This is a genomic window from Mesorhizobium sp. M1295 (assembly GCF_040318135.1).
Classification (GTDB): Bacteria; Pseudomonadota; Alphaproteobacteria; order Rhizobiales; family Rhizobiaceae; genus Mesorhizobium.
Genome location: NZ_JAMYLU010000003.1, coordinates 300,790 through 315,361 on the forward strand (window position 1 = coordinate 300,790; position 14,572 = coordinate 315,361).

Below are 14,572 nucleotides of genomic sequence, written 5' to 3' on the forward strand. Positions count from 1 at the left end.
GACGCGCAACCGGTTTCGTTTGGTGCAGGCGAACGCGATTGCTATGCTGCCGTACTGGCGGCGGCGCCGACCCTTAGGCCGCCATGCTCGACGATAAAATCGATGACCTCCTGCAGCCCCTTGCCGCGCGACAGGTCGGTGAAGCCGAACGGCCGTTTGCCGCGCATGCGGGCAGCGTCGCGTTCCATGACATCGAGATTGACGTTCACATAGGGCGCAAGGTCGCTCTTGTTGATGACCAGGAAATCGGACCGGGTGATCGCCGGTCCGCCCTTGCGCGGAATCTCCTCGCCCTGGCAAACCGAGATGACATAGAGCGTCAGGTCGGCAAGGTCCGGCGAGAAGGTGGCGGCGAGGTTGTCGCCGCCCGATTCGATGAAGATGATGTCGAGATCCGGGAATTTTTTGGTCATTTCGGCAATCGCCTGCAGATTGATCGAGGCGTCCTCGCGGATGGCGGTGTGCGGGCAGCCGCCGGTCTCGACGCCGATGATGCGATCTTCGGGCAGCGCCTGGAGGCGCGCCAGCATCATGGCGTCCTCCTTGGTGTAGATGTCGTTGGTGACGACGGCGATCGAGAACTCGTCGCGCAGCGCCTTGCAGAGCTTTTCGGTGAGCGTCGTCTTGCCGGAGCCGACCGGACCGCCGATGCCGATGCGAAGAGGGCCGTTCGGGGATATCATGCGGGGAACTCCGTGAAGGCAAGGATGGCGAAGCCGAGGCCGATCAGCAGGCACAGCGGCGAATAATAACGCAGATCGAGCCGCGCGAAAGGTTGCTCGGGCGTCAGCCGGCGCCACCACGGCGTGAAGCCGGCAATGCCGCGCGCCAGGAAAACCAGCGCGATGAGCAGCGACGTGGCGGCAAGCCCGGCCTTGGGAAAGGGCGTGGCAAAGATGCCCTCGAGCGCCATCGGCCACAGTGTCGCCAGGCCGAGGCAGGCGGCAACGGCGAAGCTGGCGAAGGGTGCCGGCATTTCATCGACGCCATGAAAGCCGATGACGGCGCGGGCGCAGGAGGCAGCATCCATGCCCGGCCAGATGCCGCCAATAGCCCAATAGACATGCAGCGCGGTGATCAGCAGCAGGACCAGCGAGAGGGCGAAAGCGAGGACGATCATGAGCGGAACAGCCGCGAATACTGGGTCTCGTGCTTCATCGCCGTGATGTCTGAGATAAAAGCGCAGCCGCCGAGATCGTCGAGGGTCGAGTCGGCAGCGCGGGCTGCAGTCGCCAAGGCCAGCGGCTCGAAGCCGGCGAGCAGCGCGGTCGCTCCGGTCTGGCCAACGACACCAAGCCGGATCGCGGCCTGGACGAGGTTGGAAAAGAAGGCCTGCAGGAAGCCGGCCAGCGCATCCCGCAGCATAAATCCGTGGCCGCCGGCGACGGCACCGACGGCGACGCAATAGGCACATTCGGCCGGCAGGCGGTCCAGCACCTGGCACGGCCAGGCCGAGGCCGCCTTCAGGAAGGCGGCGCCCTGCAGCATGGTTTCGGCATGACGCTCGCGCGAGCCGGCTAGGGCCTCGGCGAGCGCAGCGACCTCGACCAGATCGCCGGCTTCGCGCGCCCGGCGCCAGCTTTCGGCAAACAGCACCGCATCGTTCCAGCCGGAACCCATCTCGACCAGCGTTTCCAGCCACGCTGCAAGGTCTTTGCTGTCGGCAACCAGCCCGGCATGCACGGCTTGTTCCAAGCCATGGCTGTAGGAAAAGCCGCCGACCGGGAAGGAAGGCGACAGCCACGCCATCAGCCGCAACAATGCAATGTTGGAAGGCTGGTCAGTCATGGTCATGGTCGTGCGAATGGCTGTGGGAATGCGATTCGCTATGGCTATGAGAATGCGCTTCGGCGTGGCTGTGCGTATGCGCCTCGGCATGAGCATGGCCGTGCCCGCCATGGCCGGAATAAGCGCCGCGCACCGGCTTGAACGGCTCGGAGACGTCGCTCACAATGGCGCCCAATCCCTCCAGCATCGCCTTGATGACATGGTCGCGCAGGATGAGGATGCGCCCAGCTTCGATTGCGGCGGCGAGATGGCGGTTGCCGATGTGCCAGGCAAGCTCGGCCAGATGGACAGGATCGCTGGCCCTGATGTCGTAGAGCGGCTCCGCGGCCGCGATGATCTCGATTTGGCGGCCATCCTCCAGCACCAGCCGGTCACCATGGTTCAACGTCACCGGTTCGGGCAGGTCGACCAGCACCTTGTCGCTACGGGCCGTTTCGATGGCGCGACGGCGCAGATGCCGCTCGTCATGAGCAAGCACTGCGCTGTCATATGGCGTAGTGGTTCCGGCTTCGCCTGCGGCCAGGACGGAGACCGCGCGCGGGAATTTGGTGAAGTCGGTGCGAATATCGAGCTTCATGTAAGACTGCCTTTCGCAAAAAGCCTAGACTATCCGGTCCGCCGCCCCAATGGGGCTCAGACGATCGTGTCGAAGAGCCGCAGGATGAACGATATCTGATAGACGAGCGCGCCGGCGACAAAGGCGATGTGAAAGCGGCGGTCGCGCAGCAGGATCGCAATGACGCAAAGCGCGACGAAAACCGGCGTGCGGATCAGATATTCGATGCCGAAATGGGCGAAATGCTCCGGCCCTTTCAGCAGCGTGTCGATCACGTCGAGCAGATAGGTCGCCGCCAGCAGGCCGAAGAACCAGGCCCGGCGCGAATAGAAGAAATCCTCATAGCTGGTGTAGTCCAGCATCGAATCCGGGAACAGCAGCGCGCAGACCAGGAACAGCGTGACGGCGTAGAAGATGATGAACAGGTATTTGCCGAAGGTCCAATTCTCGATCTGGAACAGGCCGAACTCCCACCACCAGAAATGCACCAGCATCAGAAGCACCGACGCAACCCAGGCGAGGTGCACGGGATAGAGCCGGTACTGGCCGGGATGCTGGACGATGCGGGCGAGCCCCGACAGCAGCCGTGTGACGCCAAGGCCGATCACCATGCCCAGGACAATGCGGATATGCGGGAAAATGTCGTGGGCGTAAGGGAGTTGCTGGTCCATAGGCTTGGCGCGGCATGTTCTACATCGGTCGTTCTAACGCCTATGGTTCAGAACAGGAAGTAGCGTTGCGCCATCGGCAGCACGGTGGCCGGCTCGCAGGTGAGCAACTCGCCGTCGGCGCGGACCTCGTAGGTTTCGGGGTCGACCTCGACATGCGGCGTGGCGTCGTTGAGCACCATCGAATGCTTGCCGATGCCGCCGCGGGTATTCTCGACCGCCACCATCTGCTTGTCGACGCCGAGCCTGCCGCGCAGGCCGGCGTCGAGCGCGGCTTTCGAAACGAATGTCACCGACGAATTGGTCATCGCCTTGCCATAGGCGCCGAACATCGGCCGATAGTGCATCGGCTGCGGCGTCGGGATCGAGGCGTTGGGATCGCCCATCGGGGCGGCGGCGATCATGCCGCCGATCAGCACCATGTCCGGCTTGACGCCGAAGAACGCCGGATTCCACAGCACGAGATCGGCGCGTTTTCCCACCGCCACCGAGCCAATGTCCTTCGACAGGCCATGCGCGATGGCCGGATTGATGGTGTATTTGGCGATGTAGCGGCGGACGCGGAAATTGTCGTTGTCGCCGGTCTCCTGCGGCAGCGAACCGCGCTGGCGCTTCATCTTGTCGGCGGTCTGCCAGGTGCGGATCGCGACTTCGCCGACGCGGCCCATGGCCTGGCTGTCCGACGAGATGATCGAGAAGGCGCCGATGTCGTGCAGAATGTCTTCGGCGGCGATGGTTTCCTTGCGGATGCGGCTTTCGGCAAAGGCGATATCTTCGGGGATCGACGGCGACAGATGGTGACAGACCATCAGCATGTCGAGGTGTTCGGCCAGCGTGTTGACCGTGTAGGGGCGGGTCGGATTGGTCGAGGACGGAATGACGTTGGGCAGGCCGCAGACCTTGATGATATCAGGTGCGTGGCCGCCGCCGGCGCCTTCGGTGTGGAAGGCATGGATGGTGCGGCCCTTGATCGCCGCCACCGTGTTTTCGACGAAGCCGGACTCGTTCAGCGTGTCGGTGTGGATCATAACCTGCACGTCGTAATCGTCGGCGACCGACAGGCAGCAGTCGATTGCAGCCGGTGTCGTGCCCCAGTCCTCATGCAGCTTCAGCGAGCAGGCGCCGGCGAGCACCATCTCCTCGAGCGCGGCAGGCAGCGACGCGTTGCCCTTGCCCGACAGGCCGATATTCATCGGGAAGGCATCGAAAGACTGGATCATGCGTGCCAGATGCCACGGCCCAGGCGTGCAGGTGGTGGCCAGCGTACCGTGCGCCGGGCCGGTGCCGCCGCCGAGCATGGTGGTGATGCCCGACATCAGCGCTTCCTCGATCTGCTGCGGGCAGATGAAGTGGATATGCGCGTCGAAGCCGCCGGCGGTCAGGATCTTGCCCTCGCCGGCGATGATCTCGGTGCCCGGGCCGATGATGATGGTGACGCCGCCTTGAGTATCCGGATTGCCGGCCTTGCCGATCGCGGCGATACGGCCGTCCCTGAGGCCGATATCTGCCTTGACGATACCGGCGGTGGCATCGACGACCAGCGCATTGGTGATGACGGTGTCGACCGCGCCTTGCGCGCGCGAAACCTGGCTCTGGCCCATGCCATCGCGGATGACCTTGCCGCCGCCGAATTTCACCTCCTCACCGTAAAGGGTGAGATCCTTTTCGACCTCGATGAACAGTTCGGTGTCGGCGAGCCGGACCTTGTTGCCAACGGTCGGGCCGTACATCTGCGCATAGGCGGCGCGGGTGATTTTAGCCATCAGCAATTGCTCCCGAAATACAGCCCGAAAATACCGCTTGTCGAAGCCGGGACCCACATTGCCGCCATCCTATGGTCACGCAATGACCCGCTGAGCGACACTTTCCGATCCCATTTGGCGGTTGAGGTGGGCGGGCCACCCCAAAACGACCATTTGCCAATCGATGGAAAGGAACATCCATGCGCAAAACGACCCTTCTGGCAGCCGCCGCCACGCTGGTGCTCGCAACCGCCGCCAGCGCCCAGCAACAGCCTGCGCAGCAGCCCAGTCCGGCGCCGGCCGCTCCTGCTCCTGCCGCGCCCGGGGCGCAGCGGCAGGCGCCCACCATTCAGGCGATCAATGTCGTCGATATCAAGGATCTGCCGGCGGACACTCAAGCCAAGGTCAACGAGGTGATCGCTAAGCGCAGCGATGCCGATTTGCAGAAGCTGCGCGGCTCGATCGACGCGACACCGGAGGTCAAGTCCGCGCTCGAAGCGAAAGGACTCACCTCGGCGCAGGTGATCGCCGCCAGCATGAGCACCAATGGCGCGCTGACGCTGATCACCAAGAAAGCCAGCTGACGAGGCGAGGCGGCGGGCCGGCGCCCGGTCAGCCCGCCGCATCGCAAAGGGAACCTTCACAGGGGAAGTTACGTTTCGGTCCTGTCGCCCTGACACAAGCCTCGAAAAGGAGCCTGAGAACGAGCGATGGCGATCACCACCTTCTCCGACACCAGATGGCTGCATGGGATTGCTGCGACCGCGTTTCTGGCAGCCAGCATTCCGCACGCCGCGCTGAACGCGCAGAGCCTCGATAGCGCCGAGACCGTCAACCGGATCGTCGGCTCGGAGGTCGGCCAGGAAGAGACCAAGACAAATGCGGAAGCCGGCAAGGTCAGCTCGGCGATCGACCGCACGCGTGAAAACATCGCTGTCGTGCGCAAGACGTCCAAGCTCGACAAGGTCGATATCGTGTTTCTTACCGACGCCGCGCGCACCGAAGGCGGCCCGCCGCCGGCGATCGAAAACAAGGTCAGGCAACATCGGGACGACATTGCCGAGCTGCGCAAGGAGATCGAGGCGAACGCATTGCTGTTCAACGCCATCGACTCGCGGAGAGTGCAAACCGAGGACGTTCTGGCGGTGGAATTCGACGATCCGGGAAAGGTCGTCATCTATGCGGCGGCCAAGCCGCCCGGCTGAGCCGAAACTGCTCGACGCCTTCGATCTCACAGCTTGCCCATGATCTTCTGCTGAAATCCGTAGACCTCGCGCTTGCCGCCGAACGGCACCAGGGTAACGTCACGCTCCTGCCCCGGCTCGAAGCGCATGGCGGTGCCGGCAGCGATGTCGAGGCGCATGCCGCGGGCCTGGTCGCGATCGAATCTCAGCCCTTCATTGGTCTCGAAGAAATGATAATGGCTGCCGACCTGGATCGGCCGATCGCCGCTGTTTGCTACCTTCAAGGTGACGGTCGCCAGACCCTTGTTCAGCTCTATCTCGCCGCTTGCCGTGATGATTTCACCTGGGATCATTGCGGCCCTCACAGGACGCCGAAAGCAAGGCCGGCGCCAATCGTGGCACAGGCGGCCCCGGCGACGCGGGCAAGTCCGCGGAAGCGCCAGCCGAGGTTGAAACCGGCAGTGATGCCGACGGCGTGGAGCAGCGCGGTGGCGGCGGCAAAGCCCGCCATGTAGCCGAGCCCACCCGCATTTTCGGGCACCTCGGTGCCGTGGGCATAGCCGTGGAACAACGCGAACAGGCCGATGACGGCGACGCCGGCCGAGACCGGAAGGTCGACGGCGAGCGCAACCAGCAGCCCGAGCACCACGACGGACGCCAATATGGCCGGCTCGACGAAAGCCATCGGCACATGCAGGATGCCGAGCGCGCCGCCGGCCAGCATGATGCCGACGAAAGCCAGCGGCCATGCCCAGATCGCTTTGCCGCCCTTGAGCGCTGCCCACAGGCCGACGGCAATCATCACCGTCATGTGATCGAGGCCGGAGAGCGGGTGAGTGAAGCCGGCGGTGAAGGACGAAACCGTGCCGTCGCCGACATGGGCATAGGCTGGCCCAGCTGCCGCCAGCAGCAGGACCGCCGACAGCGTTGTGCGTTTCATCGTAGCGGGGATCATCGGCGTACCTTCCATCTTCGAGATCATCATGCCTCTCACGCGGCCTTGCGGGCCGGGCCGCAGCCCTCTGCCTTGAGAATGCGCTGGGTCGAGGCCGGATATTTCTTCAGCATCGCTGCCGGACGGATCGGGCGGGCCGAGAAGTTGCCGCCACAATTCGGACAGGCGCCGCCGAGCACGTTTTGGGCGCAGTCCGCGCAGAAGGTGCATTCGAAGGTGCAGATCACCGCATCTGTCGCATCGGGCGGCAGATCCTTGTCGCAGCATTCGCAGTTGGGACGCAGCTCAAGCATTTTCCTCTCCTCGCCTTTGGTGATTATCTGACCGGTTCGTGCACGGTCACCAGCTTGGTGCCGTCGGGAAACGTCGCCTCGACCTGCACATCGTGGATCATTTCGGCAATGCCTTCCATCACCTGCGCCCGGGTCACGACATGGGCGCCGGCCTCCATCAGCTCGGCGACCGCGCGCCCGTCGCGGGCACCCTCGACGACGAAATCGGTGATCAGCGCGATCGCTTCCGGGTGGTTGAGCTTGACGCCGCGTTCGAGCCGCTTGCGGGCCACGATCGCCGCCATGGCGATCAGCAGCTTGTCTTTCTCCCTCGGCGTCAGATTCATGCTTTTTCCTGCAGTGGCATAATCGAAATCAGAGTGACCATAATTTGGGCAGGCCCGCCCGCCCGTTGAGCAATTCGACAAGCGGCACCAGCCGCTTGCGGAGCTGGTAGCCGTCCTCGGCGAACAGCCTCGCAAGAAGCTTGCCAGATTTCCGCACACTCCAGAAACTGACGCCGCCCTGGCCGCCGACCATGCCCCGGGCCGGCTCGAGCAAAGCCTCTGCCCGCGGCGACACCATCAGCAGCGTCGCCACGGCGATGCCGCCACCGGCCACAGCCGTACGGTTCAAGGTGGCCGCAATGTCGGGCCCGATGCGGAACTCCTCGGCATGGACCAGCGCTCCGTCCTGGCGAACGCGCCAGCGGTCGTGGAAATAGCCTTGCGCTGCCCGTTCGCCCATGGCCAGGCGGCCGAAGACAGTAGCCTCCAGGATCAGCGCCTCGGCTCCGGCGGCAAGCTCCACGTCAAGCGTGCGGGCAAAGACCGAGCGGTCGAAGACGATGGTTTCCTGCGGCAGCCAGGCAATGTGGCCGCCTTCGCCGACGGTCAGTTGCACCCGCACTTCGGCGCGATCGGATGCGGCGCGGTAGATTTTCTCGCAGGCCTGCGTTGTTATGGTTGCGGAGGCGCCGGCACCGACATCGACCTGCCAGGCGAGACGGTCGCCACCGGTCAGGCCACCGGCAGTGTTGATCAGGACAGCTTCGAGCGGATCGGCCGAGACTGCCGGCATGCGGATCTTGGCCGAGCCGTCCTGGTACAGGCGCCGAAGACGCGTGCGGCCTCCGTTCCAGTCGCAGCCAAGCCGCGCGACGCCGGCAACGCGCTGGGCCGGCGGCACCGAGCTCAAGCTATATGCGATCGTATCCACGACACCAACGTTAAGCACTGCGGCGGCTTTGTCGATATATAGCTTGTTGCTTGACAGCGTTTCGGTTTCTATAGAGGGAGCCACCTTGGTACGGTCATCGGCGCCTGGCGGGGGTAAAAGGCGACGATGACGACGTAATCGAGGACAAAAGGGGCGCTGATCAGTTGGCGTCGGGAAACGACAGAGTTGGGGAAGAAACCGAATGGCTGACCAGCTGGCAAACGATATCATCGCCAAGATCAAGGCTCATGCCGAGCCGGGCGGCGAGGAAATCACCACCAGTACCGAACTGACCGCCCTTGGCATCCATTCGCTGGAACTGACGGAAATCATCTTCGATCTCGAGGAAGAGTATGGCATCGAAATCGAGATGAACACGGTCGATGCCTGGAGCAATCTGAAGAATGTCGGCGACATGGTCGAGGCGGTTCGCGCGCTGATCGCGAAAAAAGCCTGACTGAATGCACAAGCGCATCGTCATCACGGGCATCGGCGGATTATGCGGCCTCGGCACCAACGCACCAGCAATCTGGAACGAGATGCGCACCGGCCGTTCGGCAATCGGTGCGATCGTCAATTCCGAGCTGTATGACCTCAAGGTCAGGGTCGGCTGCGAAATCAAAACGCTTCCCGATCACGGCATCGACCGCAAGCAGGTCGTGTCGATGGACCGCTTCAGCCTTCTGGCGACGATCGCCGCGCGGGAGGCGGCACAGCAGGCGGGATTGAACCTGCACGCGGCCAACACCTATCGGATGGGCACCATCGTCGGCGTCGGCGTCTGCGGCTGGGAGGCAATCGAAGAGAGCTATCGCGCCATCCTGCTCGAAGGCAAGAACCGCGCCGGCATCTTCACCGTGCCGAAAGTAATGCCGGGCGCGGCCGCCGGCCACGTCAGCATGAATCTTGGTCTGCGCGGGCCGGTATTCGGCATCACCTCTGCCTGTTCGTCATCCAACCACGCCATTGCCTCGGCGGTCGACCAGATCAGGCTCGGCCGCGCCGACGTCATGGTCGCCGGCGGCACCGATGCGCCGCTGGTCTGGGGCATCCTCAAGGGCTGGGAGGCCCTGCGGGTCTTGTCGCCGGACACCTGCCGGCCGTTTTCGGCCGATCGCCAAGGGCTTGTGCTCGGCGAGGGCGCGGGCATGGTGGTGCTGGAAACCTACGAGCATGCCATGGCGCGCGGCGCCGCCATCCTTGCCGAAATCGCCGGCGTCGGCCTTTCCGCCGACGCCTCCGACATCGTTGCGCCGACCATCGAAGGGCCGGAGGCGGCGATGCGCTTCTGCCTCGTCGATGCCGGGCTCAATCCGGAGGACGTCGACTATCTCAACGCGCATGGCACTGGCACCAAGGCCAACGACCAGATCGAGACGGCGGCGATCAAGCGTGTCTTCGGCGGCCATGCCTACAAGCTTTCCATCTCCTCGACCAAATCGATGCACGCCCACTGTCTCGGCGCGTCCGGCGCGCTGGAAATGATCGCCTGCGTGATGGCGATCCGCGACGGCATCGTGCCGCCGACCGCCAACTACCGGGAAGCCGACGCCGACTGCGATCTCGACATCACGCCGAACGTGGCGCGTGAGCGCGCGGTGCGCACCGCGATCAGCAACAGCTTCGCCTTCGGCGGCACCAATGCGGTGCTGGCGGTCAAAGCCGTCTGAACCGCACCCCTTGCCGGGTTTCGTCGGGGCCGGTGAAACTTTCCATGCGCATATTGATCGCGCCAGGCGTCGCGCCTAACTCTCTGCGACCCGCCGTGACCGCGCCGTTCGGGGCGCCCCCCGACCAGGAGTTTCGATGACCGATCTGTCCGCGTTTCCGATTGCCACGCGCTGGCCGGCAAACCATCCCGACCGCATCCAGCTTTATTCGTTTCCGACGCCGAACGGGGTGAAGATATCGATCGCGCTGGAGGAACTTGGCCTGCAGTACGAGCCGCATGCTGTCGACATCGGCAAGAACGAAAGTTGGACACCGGAATTCCTGTCTTTGAACCCGAACGGCAAGATACCGGCGATGATCGATCCGGACGGCCCGGGCGGCAAACCGATCGGCCTGTTCGAATCCGGCGCCATCCTGCTCTACCTCAGCGACAAGACCGGCAAGCTGGTCCCGGCAGACGCAACGCTGCGTTACGAGACGATCCAGTGGGTGTTCTTCCAGATGGCTTCGATCGGGCCGATGTTCGGCCAAGTCGGTTTCTTCCACAAATTCGCCGGGCGCGAAATCGCCGACAAGCGCCCCCTGGAACGTTATCGCGACGAGTCGCGACGGCTGATCGGCGTCCTCGAAACGAGGCTCAAGTGCCGCAGCTGGATCATGGGCGACGATTACACCATCGCCGACATTTCGATGCTTGGATGGGTGCGCAATCTGATCGGCTTTTATGAGGCACGGGAACTCGTCGGTTTCGACGATTTCCCCAGCGTCGGCGCATGGCTGGAGCGCGGCCTTGCCCGGCCGGCGGTGCAGAGGGGCCTCACCATTCCGGCCAGAGCCTGATCGAAAGCCAGACTGGCCCGGCTATTTTGCCTTGGTCCGGGGTTTCGAGCCCTTGCCGACTACGGAAGCGGCAAGCGAGGCCGCACCTTTGGCGGTCGCAAGCACGGCACCGGCGGCGACGTTGGCCGTCGTTTTGACGGTGCGCATTGCGCTGCCTGCGATCGATCCTCTGCTGCTTGCCGGCTTTTTGGGCTTGGGTGCAGCGGCTTTGGCCGCGGCAGGCACCACCTTCTTCGGCGCCGCCTTGCCAAAGCTGGGCTTTGCCGCGTCCTTGGAGCGGGCCGCCACTGCCGGGCCGGCGCTGGTTTTCGCTCGCGTTGCTTTTGATCGTGTTGCCCTGCCCTTGGCGGGCGCAGGCTTTCTTGCCATGGTTTCCATCGAACTGTTCCCTCATGCGGCACGATTGCCGTGTCCGGGATAACGGCCTGAAAGTGTTAAGGTTCCGGCCGAACAGTCCTTACAGATCAGGCGTGTTCACCAACCACCAGGTCGGCGGGCCGCCGACGGGCAAGCACGCGATCGATGTTCGGCATGTCGTTGGAAGCAATCCAGGCGCGCGCGTCCTCGTCGGACCGGCCGTGCTCGTGCCATCGCTCCAGCAGTCGGCGCTCGAGGTCGGCGCGCGGCACATCGACAAAGATCGAGAAGTCGAACAGCGGCGCCAGCCGCGTCCATGGCTCTTCGTCGAGCAGCAGATAATTGCCTTCGACCAGGATGAATTTGGTGTCGGCGGCGATGATCGCAGCGGCGGCGCGCGACAGCTCCATGCTGCGGTCGAAGACCGGGATCGCGATATCCGGCTCGCCGGCGCGGATGCGCTTGAGCAGCGTTTCGAAGCCGGCAAAATCAAAGGTTTCCGGGGCACCTTTTCGTTGGCGAAGGCCGCGTCGCTCGAGCACGACATCATCGTAATGGAAGCCATCCATCGGCACGACTTCCGCCGTGCCTTCCGGCAGCAGGTCGTGCAAGCCTGCCGACAATGTCGATTTGCCGGCGCCGGGCGGACCGGCAATGGCAACGATGAAGCGCGGCGCCTTGCCGGCGCGCTTGAAGATGGCAGCAGCAATATGGGCGATCTCGGACATTGGAGCCTTTCTGGCTGAGTGTTTTCGATCTTGGCGACAATTCGCGGGAATTTCAAACCCGAGATTAGTTTCCTCGCTCAGGGATTTTGACCGTCCGTCGGCAAATCGCAAAGCTTTGAGATTGCCCGAAACGATCGTCCCTTTCGTCATCCTGGGGCGGAGGAAGGAGCGAAGCGACGCAGCGCAGACCCCGGGATCCATGCCGTGACATCAGGGCGCCTCAGCGGCGCAGAATTCTGTTCCGCCGCATTCCTCGACGACGGTCGCGGCATGGATCCCAGGGTCTCCGCGACGTCGCTTCGCTCCTGCTCCGCCCTGGGATGACGAAGGTGGGGAGGCGAGCTCTCAAGCTGGGGCCGACCTGCCGATCCGCAGGAAGTCGCTGTCGAAGCCAATGTCGCGCACGGCGCCGTCGGCGGCCAGGATGCGCATGCGGCCCGGTAAGCTCGCGACGTCGCGCGGCGGCTCGCCGGACGGCCACGGCAGTGCGCCGATGACATGGCGGAACGAAAAGCTGCGCCCTTCAGAAAGCGCAAAGGCGGTCGCCACGCCTTCGCGCTTCAGCCAGTTGTCGCCGAGCGATGCGGCGTGGCCGACAGCGGTGCGGCCATCCTCGATGCCGAGCACGCCGCGATGGCGGCCGCTCCATGGCGCATAATCGCGCCCGCCATTGCTGACCCACAGCATGGTCACCGGCAGTTCGGCTGGGTTCTTCAGCACCAGCACCAGATCGGCTTCCGCCTGGCGCGCCAGCGCGGTCCAGCCCGGCCCGCCATGATCGGCCTCGACCAGCGTCACGAAGTCCTCACGCTGCTGGTCCATGCGATAGCCGGTCAGGTCGATCGTGCCGCCGCCGGCGGCGGGAAAGCGCGTCAGGTCGGCGGTCCGCGCCGGGTAGGCGAGCAAAGAGCGGCCGCGGGCGGGATCGGGCTCCGGCGCCTCATTAGGCGTCGCGGCAAAGCGCTTCGGCGAGAAGGCCAGCCTGCCGCCGGTCGTCATCACCGTCATCGGGTGGTGGGCGACGGGAATGGCGCCGGCGCCGCCGGAAAAGACGTGCTCCTGATAGAGAAACGGATGATCGTCGCGCAAGGTCAGGATCTTGTCGACGGTCGCGCCCATGACCGGGCGCTGCAGACGGAAGACGGCGCGCCAGCCATCGGCCGTTGCTGCGCTGTCGACGACGTCCCAGCGACTATTGGCCGGCCAGCCATGCAAAGGTGCCGCTTCGACGTCGCTGGTCGAGAACGGCGCGCAGAGGAAATCGCCGGACAGGTGGACCGTCCCTTCAGGCAGATCTTTCGGCAGCGTCTCGCGCGGCTCTTCGACCCAGGGTGCGCGATGCAGCGGCTTCAGCCGACGGCCGTCGATCTCGATCGCCATGTCGGCGAGATGGCCGACGGCAAGATCAACCGATACCGAAATCCCCTTTGCCGTAATCGTGACCGTATCCATGTGCGCACCTACCGATTCTGCCAGCCCGATTCTGGCGGCCCGATTCTGCCGGCGCCAGCAAAGCCCACTCGCCGCCCCTTGCGCAAGCGCGGCGGCCGGCAATTCGCATCGGACGGCTTGGCACAGCCGCCACGTCGGCCTGTGGACAGGGCACCATTCCAGGGCCCGACGATATTAACCAAATGGACTGTGCCTTTGCGTTAAGATAGCTTCGCCTCGTCTCAGAAACAGCCTGCCTTCGGAACCGACTTGTCCGCCTTCCGCTTCTTTTCGCTCATCCACAATTACGTCGCGGTGCTGATGCTGCTGCTGTTTGCGGCCGGCTGTACGACGGTGACGCCCCCTGACAGCGTGCTGGCGGTGCCGGCGCCGCCGCAGAAATATGCCGCGATGGTCATCGATGGCGGCACCGGCAAGACGCTGTTCGAGGTCAATTCGACGGCGCCGCGTTATCCGGCGTCGCTGACCAAGATGATGACGCTGTACCTTCTGTTCGAGGCGCTGGACCAGGGCCGCATCAGCAAGGAGACGCAAATTCCGGTGTCGGACAACGCCGCCCGGCAGCCGCCGACCAAGCTGCGGTTCAGGCGCGGCGAGACCATCGACGTCGATTCGGCGATCCGCGCCATCGTCGTCAAATCGGCCAATGACGTGGCGGTCGCCGTTGCCGAATATCTCGGCGGCAGCGAAGAGGCGTTCGCCGGCATGATGACCGCCAAGGCGCGCCAGATCGGCATGAGGAGCACCGTGTTCCGCAATGCCTCGGGGCTGCCGGACGGCGACCAGCACACGAGCGCGCGCGACATGGCGGTGCTCGGCATGGCGCTGCACGCCCGCTTCCCGCAGCATTTCCACTATTTCTCCGAAAGCGACTTCATGTTCCGCGGCAGGCTGGTGCGCGGCCACAACGACATGCTCGGCCGGGTGCGCGGCGTCGACGGCATCAAGACCGGCTACATCAGGGCTTCCGGCTTCAACATCGTTACTTCCTATGATGCGGACGGGCACCGGCTGATCATCGTGGTGATGGGCGCCGACAGCGCGCGCCAGCGCAACGACCATGTCGAGGCGCTGATCCAGCGCAGCCTGTCGACGGCATCGGCGGCAAAGACGCGGCTGCTGTACGCCGAGGAGCAGTGAC

20 protein-coding genes are annotated in these 14,572 nt (G+C 64.3%); 6 read left to right on the forward strand and 14 right to left on the reverse strand.

The window, feature by feature from the left end; all coding sequences use genetic code 11:
- Nucleotides 1-41 precede the first annotated feature (41 nt).
- The 6 genes from ureG to ureC are packed head-to-tail and all read right to left on the reverse strand — an operon-like array spanning nt 42 to nt 4,775.
- The gene (gene ureG / locus NKH29_RS06775) at nt 42-683 is read right to left on the reverse strand and encodes an urease accessory protein UreG (protein ID WP_352481506.1); all 642 of its coding nucleotides are present in this window, start codon (nt 681-683) and stop codon (nt 42-44) included.
- Nucleotides 680-1,120, reverse strand: a complete 441-nt coding sequence (locus NKH29_RS06780; RefSeq protein WP_352481505.1) for a DUF3995 domain-containing protein — start codon at nt 1,118-1,120, stop codon at nt 680-682. The genes ureG and NKH29_RS06780 overlap by 4 nt, the downstream gene beginning before the upstream one ends.
- Complete coding sequence (locus tag NKH29_RS06785; protein WP_352481504.1) at nt 1,117-1,788, reverse strand: urease accessory protein UreF; 672 nt, start codon at nt 1,786-1,788, stop codon at nt 1,117-1,119. The genes NKH29_RS06780 and NKH29_RS06785 overlap by 4 nt, the downstream gene beginning before the upstream one ends.
- On the reverse strand, nt 1,781-2,365 hold the full coding sequence (gene ureE / locus NKH29_RS06790) for an urease accessory protein UreE (protein WP_352481503.1): 585 nt from the start codon (nt 2,363-2,365) through the stop codon (nt 1,781-1,783). Before ureE ends, NKH29_RS06785 begins: the two co-directional genes overlap by 8 nt.
- Nucleotides 2,366-2,421: 56 nt before the next feature.
- Nucleotides 2,422-3,015, reverse strand: a complete 594-nt coding sequence (locus tag NKH29_RS06795; protein ID WP_352791969.1) for a hypothetical protein — start codon at nt 3,013-3,015, stop codon at nt 2,422-2,424.
- A 47-nt stretch (nt 3,016-3,062) separates the two neighbouring features.
- Nucleotides 3,063-4,775 carry an urease subunit alpha gene (gene ureC, locus NKH29_RS06800; RefSeq protein ID WP_502911217.1) on the reverse strand — a complete coding sequence of 571 codons (1,713 nt, stop codon included), beginning with the start codon at nt 4,773-4,775 and terminating at the stop codon, nt 3,063-3,065.
- Nucleotides 4,776-4,954: 179 nt separating this feature from the next.
- On the opposite strand from ureC, the gene NKH29_RS06805 reads away from it, so the two are divergent.
- Both NKH29_RS06805 and NKH29_RS06810 read left to right on the forward strand, forming a co-directional pair.
- Nucleotides 4,955-5,338 (forward strand): hypothetical protein, encoded by a 384-nt coding sequence (locus NKH29_RS06805; protein ID WP_352999243.1) that lies wholly within the window; start codon nt 4,955-4,957, stop codon nt 5,336-5,338.
- A 126-nt stretch (nt 5,339-5,464) separates the two neighbouring features.
- Complete coding sequence (locus tag NKH29_RS06810) at nt 5,465-5,959, forward strand: hypothetical protein (RefSeq protein WP_023722544.1); 495 nt, start codon at nt 5,465-5,467, stop codon at nt 5,957-5,959.
- A 26-nt stretch (nt 5,960-5,985) separates the two neighbouring features.
- On the opposite strand, the gene NKH29_RS06815 is transcribed toward NKH29_RS06810, so the two are convergent.
- From NKH29_RS06815 to NKH29_RS06835, 5 genes are read right to left on the reverse strand one after another with little or no spacing between them, the layout of a single operon-like run.
- The gene (locus NKH29_RS06815; RefSeq protein WP_023722545.1) at nt 5,986-6,291 is read right to left on the reverse strand and encodes an urease subunit beta; all 306 of its coding nucleotides are present in this window, start codon (nt 6,289-6,291) and stop codon (nt 5,986-5,988) included.
- A gap of 8 nt (nt 6,292-6,299) precedes the next feature.
- Nucleotides 6,300-6,893 (reverse strand): HupE/UreJ family protein, encoded by a 594-nt coding sequence (locus NKH29_RS06820; protein ID WP_352999300.1) that lies wholly within the window; start codon nt 6,891-6,893, stop codon nt 6,300-6,302.
- Between the two features lie 35 nt (nt 6,894-6,928).
- On the reverse strand, nt 6,929-7,186 hold the full coding sequence (locus tag NKH29_RS06825; RefSeq protein ID WP_023722547.1) for a DUF1272 domain-containing protein: 258 nt from the start codon (nt 7,184-7,186) through the stop codon (nt 6,929-6,931).
- A 23-nt stretch (nt 7,187-7,209) separates the two neighbouring features.
- Nucleotides 7,210-7,512, reverse strand: a complete 303-nt coding sequence (locus NKH29_RS06830; RefSeq protein WP_352999244.1) for an urease subunit gamma — start codon at nt 7,510-7,512, stop codon at nt 7,210-7,212.
- A 28-nt stretch (nt 7,513-7,540) separates the two neighbouring features.
- Nucleotides 7,541-8,383 (reverse strand): urease accessory protein UreD, encoded by an 843-nt coding sequence (locus tag NKH29_RS06835; RefSeq protein WP_502897820.1) that lies wholly within the window; start codon nt 8,381-8,383, stop codon nt 7,541-7,543.
- A gap of 202 nt (nt 8,384-8,585) precedes the next feature.
- Between NKH29_RS06835 and NKH29_RS06840 the strand changes: the two genes are divergently transcribed.
- The 3 genes from NKH29_RS06840 (at nt 8,586) to NKH29_RS06850 (ending at nt 10,894) form a co-directional block, all read left to right on the forward strand.
- Nucleotides 8,586-8,840: an acyl carrier protein gene (locus NKH29_RS06840; protein WP_023677013.1), complete on the forward strand. Its 255-nt coding sequence runs from the start codon at nt 8,586-8,588 to the stop codon at nt 8,838-8,840.
- A gap of 4 nt (nt 8,841-8,844) precedes the next feature.
- Nucleotides 8,845-10,053, forward strand: a complete 1,209-nt coding sequence (locus tag NKH29_RS06845) for a beta-ketoacyl-[acyl-carrier-protein] synthase family protein (protein ID WP_352481500.1) — start codon at nt 8,845-8,847, stop codon at nt 10,051-10,053.
- A 136-nt stretch (nt 10,054-10,189) separates the two neighbouring features.
- Nucleotides 10,190-10,894 carry a glutathione S-transferase family protein gene (locus NKH29_RS06850; RefSeq protein ID WP_352999245.1) on the forward strand — a complete coding sequence of 235 codons (705 nt, stop codon included), beginning with the start codon at nt 10,190-10,192 and terminating at the stop codon, nt 10,892-10,894.
- 21 nt (nt 10,895-10,915) lie between these two features.
- On the opposite strand, the gene NKH29_RS06855 is transcribed toward NKH29_RS06850, so the two are convergent.
- The 3 genes from NKH29_RS06855 to NKH29_RS06865 all read right to left on the reverse strand — a co-directional run bounded on the left by NKH29_RS06855 (nt 10,916) and on the right by NKH29_RS06865 (nt 13,431).
- Nucleotides 10,916-11,272: a hypothetical protein gene (locus tag NKH29_RS06855; RefSeq protein ID WP_352816696.1), complete on the reverse strand. Its 357-nt coding sequence runs from the start codon at nt 11,270-11,272 to the stop codon at nt 10,916-10,918.
- A gap of 86 nt (nt 11,273-11,358) precedes the next feature.
- Nucleotides 11,359-11,979, reverse strand: coding sequence for a nucleoside triphosphate hydrolase (locus tag NKH29_RS06860; protein WP_352481496.1), 621 nt, complete (start codon nt 11,977-11,979; stop codon nt 11,359-11,361).
- A gap of 345 nt (nt 11,980-12,324) precedes the next feature.
- Nucleotides 12,325-13,431 (reverse strand): hypothetical protein, encoded by a 1,107-nt coding sequence (locus NKH29_RS06865; protein WP_352999248.1) that lies wholly within the window; start codon nt 13,429-13,431, stop codon nt 12,325-12,327.
- A 249-nt stretch (nt 13,432-13,680) separates the two neighbouring features.
- Between NKH29_RS06865 and NKH29_RS06870 the strand changes: the two genes are divergently transcribed.
- A complete protein-coding gene (locus NKH29_RS06870; RefSeq protein WP_502911218.1) occupies nt 13,681-14,571 on the forward strand; it encodes a D-alanyl-D-alanine carboxypeptidase family protein in 891 nt (296 codons plus the stop codon).
- The last annotated feature ends 1 nt before the right edge of the window (nt 14,572 follow it).